This window comes from Microbulbifer sp. TB1203 (genome assembly GCF_030997045.1).
GTDB lineage: Bacteria > Pseudomonadota > Gammaproteobacteria > Pseudomonadales > Cellvibrionaceae > Microbulbifer.
The window spans coordinates 4,714,929-4,728,006 of sequence record NZ_CP116899.1 but is presented as its reverse complement, the minus strand read 5'-3'; the positions used below and the strand labels follow the sequence as shown (position 1 = coordinate 4,728,006).

Annotated in this window: 9 protein-coding genes; 3 read left to right on the top strand and 6 right to left on the bottom strand. The window is 59.6% G+C overall.

The annotated features are described in order from the left end of the window. Positions 1-239: 239 nt before the first annotated feature. From PP263_RS19965 to PP263_RS19945, 5 genes are all read right to left on the bottom strand, one after another. A complete protein-coding gene (locus PP263_RS19965) occupies positions 240-956 on the bottom strand; it encodes a carbon-nitrogen hydrolase family protein (RefSeq protein WP_308365777.1) in 717 nt (238 codons plus the stop codon). Between the two features lie 92 nt (positions 957-1,048). After that, the gene (locus tag PP263_RS19960; RefSeq protein WP_308365776.1) at positions 1,049-1,780 is read right to left on the bottom strand and encodes an alpha/beta fold hydrolase; all 732 of its coding nucleotides are present in this window, start codon (positions 1,778-1,780) and stop codon (positions 1,049-1,051) included. A 182-nt stretch (positions 1,781-1,962) separates the two neighbouring features. Continuing rightward, positions 1,963-2,355: a cupin domain-containing protein gene (locus tag PP263_RS19955; protein ID WP_308365775.1), complete on the bottom strand. Its 393-nt coding sequence runs from the start codon at positions 2,353-2,355 to the stop codon at positions 1,963-1,965. A gap of 442 nt (positions 2,356-2,797) precedes the next feature. Further along, positions 2,798-3,727 (bottom strand): EamA family transporter, encoded by a 930-nt coding sequence (locus PP263_RS19950; RefSeq protein ID WP_308365774.1) that lies wholly within the window; start codon positions 3,725-3,727, stop codon positions 2,798-2,800. An 85-nt stretch (positions 3,728-3,812) separates the two neighbouring features. Further along, positions 3,813-4,544: an AraC family transcriptional regulator gene (locus PP263_RS19945; RefSeq protein WP_308365772.1), complete on the bottom strand. Its 732-nt coding sequence runs from the start codon at positions 4,542-4,544 to the stop codon at positions 3,813-3,815. Between the two features lie 304 nt (positions 4,545-4,848). Between PP263_RS19945 and PP263_RS19940 the strand changes: the two genes are divergently transcribed. Then, a complete protein-coding gene (locus tag PP263_RS19940; protein ID WP_308365771.1) occupies positions 4,849-5,481 on the top strand; it encodes a L,D-transpeptidase family protein in 633 nt (210 codons plus the stop codon). 114 nt (positions 5,482-5,595) lie between these two features. On the opposite strand, the gene PP263_RS19935 is transcribed toward PP263_RS19940, so the two are convergent. Continuing rightward, complete coding sequence (locus tag PP263_RS19935) at positions 5,596-7,008, bottom strand: alanine/glycine:cation symporter family protein (RefSeq protein ID WP_308365770.1); 1,413 nt, start codon at positions 7,006-7,008, stop codon at positions 5,596-5,598. Positions 7,009-7,515: 507 nt separating this feature from the next. On the opposite strand from PP263_RS19935, the gene PP263_RS19930 reads away from it, so the two are divergent. Both PP263_RS19930 and PP263_RS19925 read left to right on the top strand, forming a co-directional pair. Further along, positions 7,516-10,053, top strand: coding sequence for a glycoside hydrolase family 95 protein (locus PP263_RS19930; protein ID WP_308365768.1), 2,538 nt, complete (start codon positions 7,516-7,518; stop codon positions 10,051-10,053). A gap of 64 nt (positions 10,054-10,117) precedes the next feature. Continuing rightward, on the top strand, positions 10,118-13,060 hold the full coding sequence (locus PP263_RS19925; RefSeq protein WP_308365766.1) for a TonB-dependent receptor: 2,943 nt from the start codon (positions 10,118-10,120) through the stop codon (positions 13,058-13,060). The last annotated feature ends 18 nt before the right edge of the window (positions 13,061-13,078 follow it).

Sequence of the window (13,078 nt, the reverse complement as noted above, 5' to 3'; positions counted from 1 at the left end):
GGCTACTTTTTTATCCCGAAACAGTGCTCCTCAGCCGGAAAGGCCCCAGTCCGGACCTCCCGCTCAAACTCGACAAACACCTCCCGAATCTGCACACGGGTCCATCATTTCCGCCATCGGCTTGGTATAGGCAGTGAGGGAAACGATACTACCGCTGCCTTTCATGGAACGGATTCTGGTGGTTGTAATCCTGTCGCCGGATGTATGGGTGCTCATAAATCTTCCAACCTCGTTGCCTGCTATATCTTTTGCTTTATCAACCCTTGCGTTTCCGTGTCGAAAACGATGATTCCCTCGCTTTCACCATCCAGCTGGCCCACAAGCAGCCCCTGGTCATTCCAGACCGCCGATTGCCCCGCACACTCGATGCCATCCGCCTCTCCAATGCAATTGGATACCAATACCGTCATCGAGTAGCGGTCGGCTATTTCAGGCGACCTTTCCGCAGCCTGTTTAACTCCATTTGCTGAATTTGCCACGCTGGCGATATAAATCCTCGCGCCATTTGCGGCGGCGGACTCCGCGTGCTCGGGAACCAACATTTCATAGCAGATTGCCAGTGCGGCCTTGGGATTTTCACCTATGGAACCGGTAGATTTGCCACCGCTGATAAAGAAGGCCTCTTCACCGGGATGCAGGTATTGTTTTAAGTAAAGCAATCTCGGCCTGCCCGGCTGAAAAACAAGCATACCAATATAGATACCAGTGTCACTTTTTATCGGCGCTCCGACACCAATAGTGACTTTCCTCGTATCGGAAATTTTCTGAAAATCGTCAAAGCGGCTGTCTTCCCGGTCGACGGCCAGCTCTCTGGCCAGGGCCGACTGGTAGCCTGTCAACGACAGTTCCGGGAAGACAATGATTTCGGCCCCTATGGATACAGCCTGATCGATAATCGTTCTGTGTCTATCAATATTGGCCTGGATATCGCCCTTGACAGACCTTGTCTGAGCCATACAAATTTTCACTGCATCCTCCGGGGTTGGTACGCATTAATTATCTGTTCGGGAAAATCATGAAGTCGACATAGGTCGCGCCGATCTTCCCGCTAAATTTTTGAGATGGTTTCCAACAAGTTGGCCGTACCCAGGGGATCGGTAACCATTGCATCGTGCCCCGTCGCCAGTTCGTATACCGGCCACCCCGCATCCCGGGCCCGCCGATGACACATGTCGACGGATTTATAAGCGGGGGCGGTGCAGGCCACATAAGCGATTGGCAAGCCGCTTCCTACCGGGCCTTTCAGAGCGAGGGCATCGCGGTAGGTGGCGAGTGGGTGTGGCGTGAGGCGCCCGTTTACAAACGCCACGTCCTCTGGCCTGGCAATTCCAAGATTCGCCACATCGCCGGCGGGCAGTGCGAGACAACCGTTGATCTCGACAGCCGCAGCAACACGCACTTCCACCACCGCCTTTGGCAATAGATCGAACGCGGCCTCACCCTGTTGCAGGATGGCTGCATCCAGGAAAACCAGCTTTGAGATCCTTTCACGTACAGCGTCCGCAGCGCCGATAACAGGGACGCCACCATAGCTATGGCCGACAAGGATCACCTGCCGGAGATCCTCCCACACCAGATGGTTGATCACATCGTCGATATGCAGCGCCAGATTCACTGATGTCGACAACAGGTGCGACCGCTCGCCCAGGCCGGTCAGGGTGGGCGTGGTAACCCTGTGGCCCCGGCCGCGGAGAATATCCACCACCCGGGACCAACACCAGCCCCCGTGCCAGGCGCCGTGAACGAGTACAAAAGTCAGCCCCTGGGCGCCTGTCATCATGTACGCTCTCCCTGCGCTATTAACTTACCGTACACTCCATGACCTCCAGAAGATTCTCCGCAAAATCCCTGTAATCCCCGCGCTTGGTAAATCCCACCAGCAGTCCCTGAAGCACTTGCTCCGTTCTCAGGTAGTGCTTGCTCAGGGCCGGTGCCTCAAACCTGTTACACTTCGGCCAGTTATTACACAGGCTTATGCTGGGTATCCTCTCCCGGGGTAATGAAGATCACCCTGGCCTTCGCAGCAATTTTTGCGGTATGCCAGACACCCTTCGGAACAATGATGTAATCCCCGGAATTTTCCAGCGTACGTGATTCCTCTCCGGACTCCAGCTGCAACAGGAAGTGCACCTTTCCGGACAACAAAATGACCACCTCATCTCCTTTCGGGTGCATTTCCCATGTCGCCCAGTCTTCACCAAATTCATAAGCTGAGATCAGCTCATGCCCTTTGAACCCGTCGTACTCCCTTCCCAGCCGCTCATACAGGGATGAATCATTGTTCTCCACCGCTGCCTGCTTCTCCGGAGAGATTACAACAAAATTGTCGAAGATTGATCGTATCGTATCCTGCATTTCATGGCCTCCTTGTTTTTGCATATGTTCCGACATAAACCGCCCGACTGCACCTTTTGCGTCCGGGCGGGATCTATTGAGAAGAACGAATAACCACCGCCAGGCTTTCGACGGCCATAGTGAACTAATTTAAATTACACTTAAGTAGATCATTGAGATGGGCTCCGACTCTTCGGTATTTTTTGTGGAGAGGGTCCCAATGCATCAGCCTTTCAGAGATATTACCTCTCATATCCCGGTTAGACAAAATGGCCATCGAGCTTCTCCCCTATTGACGCTACGGGCCTGACTTCTTTTATTTAATTGACGCTACGGGCCTGACTTCTTTTATTTATTGGTGTCATCCTGCTTCAGTTCTACCGCGCCGGGAACCTTTTTTCAGCAGGTTTGAAAAGCACGATAAAGTTGAATGAGCATCCAGTTAATTGGCAAAAACTTAGGATTATTGATCCCCTACCGCAGAGCGGCGAGGGCCGGAAGTGGCGTCCGCAAGCCGGCTTGGCCGCCGCAATCCCGGCCCGACGGCGGCCAGCAGGGCGCCGCAGACGATCAGCGCGCTGGAAATGGCCAGGACCCAGCTGGATTCGGCGTAACCCGCCAGTACCAGCAGCAGCGTCGATATCAACGGCGCGCCGTAGGCGAGCACGCCGAGCAGGCGCAGGTCGCCGCGCTTGATGCCGTAATCCCAGGTAAAAAATGCAATGCCCACAGGGCCCAGCCCCAGGCCGACAATCCCCAGCCACTGCATGCTCCCCCGGGGCCAGACCCAGGTCTCCCACAGCAGGTGACAGGCGAGGCCGAGTGCGGCAGTGGCGGCGCAGAAGCCACCAACCGCATCCGTCGGCACCCGGGCCAGCAGTCGGCTGGCTACCGAGTAGGTGGACCAGATCAGCGCGCAGCCGATGGCCAGCGCGTAGCCCGGCCAGTAGCGCCATTCGAAACCACCCTCGCCACGGTCCAGCAACAACCAGCAACCGGCCAGCGCCATCAGTGCGCCGGCGATATGCATTGCGAGTAATTTCTGGCCCGGCAGCAGGGCGGAGAACATCACAATTAACAGCGGCCACAAATAGGCCAGCAGGCTCACTTCCACCGCCGGGGCCAGCGCCATGGCGGCGAAATAGCAGGCGTGGTAGCCGAAGAGACCGCCCACCCCCAGCAGCCATGCGCGCGGCGGCTGACGCAGTAATTGCATTGGCGAGGGGCCGAGCAGCAACCCCTTCACCAGCATCAGCAGCCAGGCGATGCCGAAGGTCATCGCCAGTAGCTGAAACGGCGGAATGCGGTTTTCAGTTAACTGGGTCAACAGCGCGAGCGTACCCCAGAGCAGGATCGAAATACCGCCGATAACCGTAGCCTTTCCTCGATACACTCCGCTGACTCCACAAATTTCCCAAGAGCGTCAGATTAGGGCAACCGAATGGAAAGCACTTTGGCGAAATGGCAGAAGATTTTGCTCAGCAGGCAGAAGACGAACGGAAATAGCGCGGCGACCTGCCGAAGTGGCGGCGGAAGCGGTCGCTGAAGGCGGCGAGATTGCTGTATCCAACCCGCTCGGCTATGCGCTGCACACTCAAACTCCCGCTCTCCAGCAAAGTCCAGGCCAGCCGCATGCGGCGCTCCGTTTGGTACTGCAAGGGCGTCATACCGAAACAATTCTTGAACAGCTCAGACAACCGGCGCGGGCTCAGGTGGGCGATCGCGGCCAACTGTGCAAGCAATAGCGGCTGGTCCAGGTGCTCGTCTATCCAGGCCCGAGCGGCCTGGACCCGTCGGTCTATTTGCAGCTCCCCCCCATAGCGTTCGGTCAGCAACTGTACCAACAACAGCATCATCTGATGCTGGACGCGGGAACCGGAGCGGGAGTGCTCCAGTTCGGATCTCAGGAAGACAGTGTAGTGGCCAAGGGCCCTGTCCAGCGGGATAAAGGCGGGCAGCCGCTCCAGTTCCGGTGCCAGCGCGAAAGGGATATCGGCAACGATAAAGCAGTTGTCATCGCTGGTCGCGGCAAAAGCGTGATCCTCACCGGCGGAAATGAGTGCGCCCTGCGCCTCGCTGACCCTGCCCTCGCACCCGCCGATGCTGGTCAGCAGTGAGCCGGCCAGCGGCAGTACCAGTTGGTGGTAGTCGTGGTGATGCCGCCGGGTTTCCCGGTCGTAGCTGCGCAGGTCGATTAGTGGGCTGGACATGGGCGGATCATAGCACCCGCCTGAGCTGACCAGGTATCCGCTCTAACCGAAACTGCTCTCATTCCCATTTGATGTAATCGCGCCTCCCCCTCCACCCTACCATCGTTCCCACTTGCTCCCGCTGCGGCTGGGGCGGGCCCATTTCGCGGTACAGGCCGGGGCACACCGGCAAACCGCCTTTGGGGAAAATCACTGCCTGTTGTCACGTCGCCGAGCGCGCCGCAAAAGTGCGCGCGGCGGTCAGCACTCGCAAATCGCTGTTTCTGCAAGCTTGCTTGCAAGGCTGTTGTAAGAGAGGTACGCCATGCAAAAACGCTCATCGCTTCTGAAGAAATGTTCATTCGCGGGTGTCCTGCTGCTCGGCGGCTCACTGCTGCTGAGTTCCATAGCACAGGCCGTCGACTACGGCTACGGCCCCAATCCCTATACTTCACGCCAGCAGTCGTACAACCCCTACGCGCGCCAGCAGGCAACACGCAATGGCTCCGCCTTTTGGCGGTCCGACGTACTGGGCGGCACGCCGCATATCAAAATAGTGCTCAGTGAGCAGAAGGCCTATTTCTACAAGGGAGGCCGCCTCGCCGGGGTATCTCCGGTTTCTTCCGGCATGCCCGGCCACCGCACGCCCACTGGAAACTTCCGCATCAGTGAGAAAAAATTGAACCACCGCTCCACTTTGTACGGGCACTACGTGAGCCCGCGCGGCTATGTGCTGAGGAGCAATGTGAACGTGCGCCGTCACCGTCGGCCCCCGGGAGCGGTTTTCCGCGGTGCCTCCATGGACTACATGATGCGCTTTAACGGCGCCTACACCATTCACGCGGGGCACGTGCCCGGTTATCCCGCCTCCCACGGCTGCATCCGCCTGCCCTGGCATATGGCGCAAATCTTCTTCCGCAACGCGAGTGTGGGCACCCGGGTCAGCGTTGTACATTAGCGGGGAGGGGGAACTCACAGGATTGTTGCGGGGGCGGGCCTTGCGTTCGCCCCCGCAAAACTTTTCGCCATTCGGCTCAAGCCTGATACGGGCCAATGGAGCCTGAACTGATACTTACAATGCCGTCCTGGCTTTCTCCTGCGTTTTCCCGGTTTGCCCCAATTCCTCAAAATACTTTTTCGCCGCGCGGTTCACACGGCCCGCGAGCAGCAACGTGGAAGTCATGGTGGGCACTGCCATGATCGCGTACATACCGATAATGATATTGTTCACCGCGCTGAGCGACGCCACCGCACCGATCACCACCAGCAGCAGATAGACCGGCGTGTAGTAGCGTTGGTAAACCCCGCTGAACAGGAAGTTCAGGCACTTCACCCCGTAATACCAGTTGGCCACGATGGTGGTGAACGCCAGCGGCACCACCATCATCAACAGCAACAGCGGCCCCCAGTGCCCGAACACCTGGGAGAAGGCGCCGGCGGTGAGGGTGACCCCTTCGATACCCTCGCTCAGCTCCCAGGCGCCGCTGAGCAGAATCACCAGTGCGGTGCAGGTGCAGATCACCAGGGTATCCACAATCGGCCCCACCATGGCCACCACCCCCTCGCGGATCGGCTCGTTGGTCTTGGCCGCGCCGTGGGCCATGGACTCGGTGCCGATACCCGCCTCGTTGGAAAAAGCCCCGCGGCTGATACCGATTTTTATCACCGTGCCCAACGCGCCCCCGGCTACCGCCTGGCCGCTGAATGCATCGGAAAAGATCAGTGCAAAAGCGGCGGGCACCTGCTGCCAGAAGGCCCCGATCACCACAAACGTCATCGCCAGGTAGAACAGCACCATGGCCGGCACCAGGCGCACCGCCAGTGCGCCGATACGCTGGATGCGCCCGACGATCACCACCGCGGTCAGTGCCGCCAGCACCACGCCGATGGAAAAGTTGAAAGCCAGCGCGTCTTCCGCGCCGATCCACCCCAGAGGCAGGGCAAAGGACTCGCGCAGCAATTGCACCGCCTGGTTGGCCTGGAACACCGGCAGCGCGCCGCAGAGTCCCGCCAGGGCGAACAGCAGCGCCAACGGCATCCAGCGCCTGCCCAGCCCCTCGCGGATCACATACATGGGCCCGCCCTGCAGTTCGCCGGCGGCATCGCGGCCGCGGTACATCACCGCCAGGGAGGCAGTGTAGAACTTGGTGGCCACCCCCACCACCGCGGTCACCCACATCCAGAAGATGGCCCCCGGCCCCCCGGTGCTGATGGCCAGCGCCACCCCGGCGATATTGCCCAGGCCCAGGGTGCCGGAGAGCGCCGTGGACAGCGCCTGGGAGTGGGGTACCTGGCCGGGGTCGTCGCTATTGTCATAGTGGCCCCGCAGCAGCGCTACGCTGTGGCCGAGATGGCGGTAGGGCCTGCCGCGGGAAACAATAAGCAGGGTCACGCCCCCGCCCACCAGGAGTACCAGCAGTGGGGTTCCCCAAACAAAGGAAGCGAAATCGGCGAGGGCGGAGTCAATGGTGGCGAGTAAAGGCATCAAATTAGTGATCACACAGGAAAAAGGGGTCGAAATTGACATTCTCCGGACAAGCGGGACCGGGTACAAGACCTTGCTCCGGTGGGATCAACCCCCAGCCAGACTTAGGGCAAGAGGAGGCAGCTCCACTGCGAAAAACCGGAGCCGACCACTTTTTATACAATTTTTCGCTAAATAGCTGGTCATCCCCTTCAGATTTGTGTAAAAAATAGCCAAAAAAGAGTCTCTTTCGTTCCAACACCCAAGCCCAGCAAAAGACAAGAACCTATTTAGCATATTATTGCTATAAATATTGTAAACGTTTACATTGGATGTTAACGTTTTCACATACGGGATCGGAAGGGCCTCCGAGAGTCGTACGAAAAGGAAAAAAATAACTTAGAAATCAATAAGTTAAGGCAACAAGCCGAAAAGCGCCCGAGAACCCGGGCGAGCGTAGAAAGCCGTTTCAAAATAATAAACGCTTGCGTACTTACAGCGATGATGCCCACAACCAGACCCAAACATATGCCCTCGGGTGAAAGGCCCGACCGGCACACCGCCCAGCGACAGCACCTCTGCGCCGCTGTCGCGGTCTGTATTTTTCTGGGAGGCATCGTACCGGCGCAAGCGTCGCAACAGGCGCTGGAGGGCAGCAGCTCTCTCCCCACCCTCTGGTTCGACAGGCCCGCCCAGGACTGGGAGCGCGAGAGCCTCCCCATCGGCAATGGCGCCATGGGCGCAGCGGTCCAGGGTGGCATCGCCGTCGACCACCTGCAGTTCAACGAAAAGACCCTGTGGACCGGCGGCCCGGGAAGCGAAGGCTATGACTTCGGCCTGCCCCGGGAGCCGCAAACCAAAGCCCTGGAACAGGTGCGCGAAACCCTCGCCCGCGAGGGCGCCCTCTCCCCGAAGGCGGTGGCCGCGGAACTCGGCCGCGAAGTGACCGCCTACGGCAACTACCAGAGCTTCGGCGAGCTACTGCTGCAATTTCCGCAGAAGGAAGAAGAAGCCTCCGACTACCGCCGCGAACTGGATATCGCCAACGCGGTTGCCCGGGTCAGCTACCGCTCGGGCGACACCAACTATACCCGGGAGTATTTTGCCAGCTACCCGGACCGGGTAATCGCCGTCCACCTGCGCGCCGACCGCAAGGGCAAAATCAGCTTCAAGGCCAGCCTGCGCCTGCCCGACAACCGCAGCGCCGAGCTGACCACCGCGGATGGACGAATCACCGCCAGCGGCCAACTGCACGACAACGGCCTGCACTACGAAACCCAATTGCGGGTGATCGCAGAGGGCGGCAAAGTCTCCCGCAACGGCAATGGCATCAGTGTGACCGGCGCCGACAGCGCCACCCTGCTGCTGGCCGCGGGCACCGACTACGCATCAGATTACCCCCACTACCGGGGCCCCAATCCTCACAGGATGGTGGAGGCCGGCATCGGCCGGGCGAGCCGCAAAGGCTACCCGGCCCTGCTGGCCGACCATATCGCCGACCACCGCGCCCTGTTCGACCGCGTCCAGCTGAACCTGTCTTCTGCAGGAGCGGCCCCCCTGGGAACGCCGAGCTCCAGCTCGGCAAGCGGGCCGCAGGCCCGCCCATCGCGGCCAACGGCCGCTCCTACACAGGAGCCCATCGACCAGTGGCTGGAAAACTACGGCAGCGGCGACGAAGCCGCCGACCGCGCCCTGGAAGCACTGTATTTCCAATACGGCCGCTACTTGCTGATCAGTTCCTCCCGGGACGGCTCACTGCCGGCCAACCTGCAAGGGGTATGGAACAATTCCGCCACACCACCGTGGAACGCCGATTACCACGTCAATATCAACCTGCAGATGAACTACTGGCCCGCCGAGGTCACCAACCTGGCGGAAACCACCGGCCCCCTGTTCGACTTTATCGACAGCCTCCGGGAGCCGGGCGAACTGGCCGCGGAAAAACTGCTCGACGCGCGCGGCTGGACCCTGTTCCTCAACACCAATATCTGGGGTTTTTCGGGAGTCATCGCCTGGCCCACCGCCTTCTGGCAGCCGGAGGCCGGCGCCTGGCTGGCACAACACTATTACGAACACTACCTGTTCTCCGGCGATCTCGACTTCCTGCGCGAGCGCGCCTACCCGGCCATGAAGGGCGCCGCGCAGGTGTGGCTGGACACACTGATACCGGACCCGCGGGACGGCCTGCTGATGGTCAGCCCCAGCTACTCGCCGGAACACGGCGACTTCACCGTCGGCGCCGCCATGTCCCAGCAGATTGTCTTTGATCTGCTGAGCAATACCCGCGACGCCGCGGAACTGCTCGGCGACGCCGCATTCGCCCGGCAACTGGACGACACCCTGGAAAAACTCGACCCGGGCCTGCGCATCGGCTCCTGGGGCCAGTTGCAGGAATGGAAAGCGGACCTGGACGATCCGGAAAACCACCATCGCCACGTCTCACACCTCTTCGCCCTCTATCCCGGCGACCAGATAGCCCCGACCCCGGAACTGGTCAAAGCCGCCCGCACCTCTCTGGAGGCCCGCGGCGACGCCGGCACCGGCTGGAGCCGCGCGTGGAAAGTCGCCCTTTGGGCGCGGCTCGCCGACGGCGATCGCGCGCACAGGATTCTCGCCGCGCAACTCAGCGAAAGCACCCTGCCCAACCTGTGGAGCACCCACCCCCCGTTCCAGATCGACGGCAACTTCGGCGCGACCGCCGGTGTCGCGGAGATGCTGCTGCAATCCCACGCGGGGGAAATCCACCTGCTGCCGGCGCTGCCCCAGGCCTGGCGCAACGGCTCGGTGACCGGCCTGCGCGCCCGCGGCGACGCTACCGTGAATATGCAGTGGCGCGACGGAAAATTACTGCGCGCGCGCATCCACAGCGGCCGCTCCGGCGAAATCCGCCTGCGCCTGCCGGCAGGTGGCAAATTTATTGTGCGCCGCGAGGCGGACAACAAAGTTCTCAGCCCGCAAGGCGAAGGGGAAGTTAATACCTTTACCGCGCAGGCAGGGGAAACCTATCTCCTGGAAAACGGCGAGGTCCCGCAACAACCGGCGGGCTCCAAAGCCGCGGGGAGATAGATTTAGTAGAAGCAATGGAAAGTGTCTTAGGTTATAAATTGACCGATTGACAGGAGAGAATAAAATGACCGATAACAATAAACGCACCAGCACATTTACCAGAAAGAAACTGCCGCACTACATCCGTCTCGCATCAGGGGCCTCCCTGCTGGCGATGGGTGCGGCCATGCCAGCCTTCGCGCAGGACAGCGAAGCGGACGAAGCAGAATACGATGCGACCCTGGAAGAGGTGGTGGTTACCGGGCAGCGGGCGAGCATCAGGTCCGCCCAGGACCTCAAGCGCGACGCAAGCCAGATCGTGGATTCGATCGTCGCCACCGATATCGGCAAGCTGCCGGACCGCAGTATCTCTGAGGCCCTGCAGCGGGTACCTGGCATCACGGTGACCCGTTACGACAATATGGGTGACCCGGAACACTTCGCCGGCGAGGGTTCAGGTGTGGCCATTCGCGGCCTCAGCCAGGTACGCGCGGAACTGAATGGCCGTGAAGTCTTCTCCGCCAATGGCGGCCGCACCCTCAGCTTCGATGACGTGCCGGCGGAACTCATGTCTGGGGTGGACACCTACAAGAGCCCCACCGCGGATATGATCGAAGGCGGCCTGGGCGGCGTGGTCAACCTGCGCACCCGCATGCCTTTTGACAGTGACGGCCAATTGATGAGCGCCACTATTAAGGGTAACTACGGCGATCAGATCGAAGAGACTAACGGCGAATATTCGGCTCTCTATAGCAACCGCTGGGAAACCAATCTTGGCGAATTCGGCTTGCTAGTGGATGTATCCTCCTCAGACCTTTCCAGCCGCGCCGATAATATCTACACTCGCGCCTATCAACCTCGAGATGACATTGAGGAAGGTAAAACCGTTTGGGTGCCGCGCGGTGTGGACTGGCGCCGGAACGACTACCAGAGTGAGCGCGACGGCCAGTACCTGGCCCTGCAGTGGGCTCCAAACGATGATACCGAGGCCTACTTCACAGCCTTTCATTCCAAGCATAAACGGCGCTGGGACGAAGCAGGCTTCTTCACCGACGTTGGTGGCGGCCTTGGTTCCTTCCTGCCCAGCAAGGGCGCGGACGACTGGACCTACGACAGCAGTGGCGTGATGAAATCCGGTACTCTGACTACCGCTCAGGGCAACGGCGTGCCCTTCGGTACCAGCACCTACTCTTCCGACAACACTTCGGACACTAGCGATTTCGCCCTCGGCGTCAAATGGCAGGCGACAGAGCGTCTCTCCGTGAATACTGACCTGCAATACGTCAAGTCCACTACGGAAACTGAGAACTATCTTATTGGGCTGGTGACCTATCCGGATACCCTCCGCGTGGACAACCTGGGCGGCGCCCCATCCATTTACGTGGATGACGACTTCCTGAGTGATTTTACCAACTACAGCTACGGTCAAATGCAGTCGCAGCCGTTCGACAATGAAGCCGAATCCAAGGCCGTACGTCTGGATCTGGAATACGATTTCGAAAACAGCATAGTGCGCTCGGTGCAGGCCGGTGCCCGCTTCAGCGAAAAGTCCAGCGACAATCGCGAGGGTTTCAGCTGGGCTGCGCGCTACCAGCCGTGGATGGCGGGTTGGTATCACCTGGATGGAGATTACGATACCCCGGAGGGGCTGGTAGCGACTACCGCTGACCTCCCAACAATCAGCGATCCATCGAATCTCGTGGCCTTCTCCTACGGCGACTTCCAGCGCGGCGACGTGAATGTTCCAGGCTCCGCCTACATGATAAACCCCAGCCTGCTGCGCGACTTCCGCGCAACCACCGACAGCATCGTCGCCAACACACCCGGCGGCGCCGCTGCAGTCAACTGGGACGCGCTGGATTTAAACTCGGCGGGCAATATCAATACCCAGGATGAGACCACCCAGGCCATTTACGCGAAGGTGAATTTTGCCTTCGACGACCTTGCCATGCCCGTGGACGGCAACCTGGGAGTACGCTATGTACGCACGGAAAACGTCGCCCATGGCCAGCTGAGCTTTCCGACCTTTGAGGTACCGGGTAGCAGTGAGCGCCCCTATTATCAGGACGAGCTTGCCTACGACGCAGAGAACAAATACAGCCACGTACTACCCAGCCTGAACTTGCGTCTACACGCCACCGACGACCTGCTACTTCGCTTCGCCGCGTCAAAGGCCATCTGGCGCCCCGCATTTAGCGATATGAGAGCACTGATGAGCTTGTCGGCAGACTGGAAGGAAGGGATAACACCACCCACAGATGCGTCCGGGTTTGATCCAAGTATGATCTTCTTCTCGCTCAGCTCCGATGGAAACCCCTTCCTAGAGCCGATGAAGGCCAACCAGTACGACCTGTCCGCCGAGTGGTACTTCGACGACAACGGCGGTATGGCGCACCTGAACCTGTTCTACAAGGATGTATCCGACTTCTTCCGTACGGTAACCGAAAATACCAGCATCGAGGGCTTCGACGTCGTCAGCAGCTGGAAAGGTAACGTCGGCACCGCCGATATCCAAGGTGCGGAAGTGGGCTTCACCAAGTTCTTTGACTTCCTGCCGGAACCTTGGAACGGCTTCGGGGTGCAGGCCAACTACACCTACATCGACAGCAGCACCGATGTACCGGACGAAGTGGAGCCTCTCAATACCGACGGTTCCACTTACGGTGACCTGCCCTTCGAGGGGCTCTCCAAGCATGCTTACAACCTGGTGGGCATGTACGAGAAAAACGGCCTCTACGCCCGCTTGGCCTGGAACTGGCGCAGCGAGTACCTAGTGGCGGTCGGTCCCAATGGCTGGAACCACGGAAATGAGAACTGGCGCCTGCCTATCTACAACGATGACTACGGCCAGTTGGACCTCTCCTTGGGCTACGACATCACCGACAACGTCTCGGTCAACTTCGAGGCGGCCAACATCACCAAGGAAGACACTGTCGGTCTGATGGACCAGGGGGATATCGGCATGCGCCACGCCTACACCTACTCCCAGGATGTACGTTATGCAGCCAGTGTTCGCGTAACTTTCTAAAAGTGTAATTGCGCTTGT

Bases quoted from the DNA above. Each gene is read 5' to 3' on its own strand.
- PP263_RS19965 (WP_308365777.1), bottom strand. From the start codon at position 956: ATGGCTCAGACAAGGTCTGTCAAGGGCGATATCCAGGCCAATATTGAT.
- PP263_RS19960 (WP_308365776.1), bottom strand. From the start codon at position 1,780: ATGATGACAGGCGCCCAGGGGCTGACTTTTGTACTCGTTCACGGCGCC.
- PP263_RS19955 (WP_308365775.1), bottom strand. From the start codon at position 2,355: ATGCAGGATACGATACGATCAATCTTCGACAATTTTGTTGTAATCTCT.
- PP263_RS19945 (WP_308365772.1), bottom strand. From the start codon at position 4,544: ATGTCCAGCCCACTAATCGACCTGCGCAGCTACGACCGGGAAACCCGG.
- PP263_RS19940 (WP_308365771.1), top strand. From the start codon at position 4,849: ATGCAAAAACGCTCATCGCTTCTGAAGAAATGTTCATTCGCGGGTGTC.
- PP263_RS19935 (WP_308365770.1), bottom strand. From the start codon at position 7,008: ATGCCTTTACTCGCCACCATTGACTCCGCCCTCGCCGATTTCGCTTCC.
- PP263_RS19930 (WP_308365768.1), top strand. From the start codon at position 7,516: ATGCCCTCGGGTGAAAGGCCCGACCGGCACACCGCCCAGCGACAGCAC.
- PP263_RS19925 (WP_308365766.1), top strand. From the start codon at position 10,118: ATGACCGATAACAATAAACGCACCAGCACATTTACCAGAAAGAAACTG.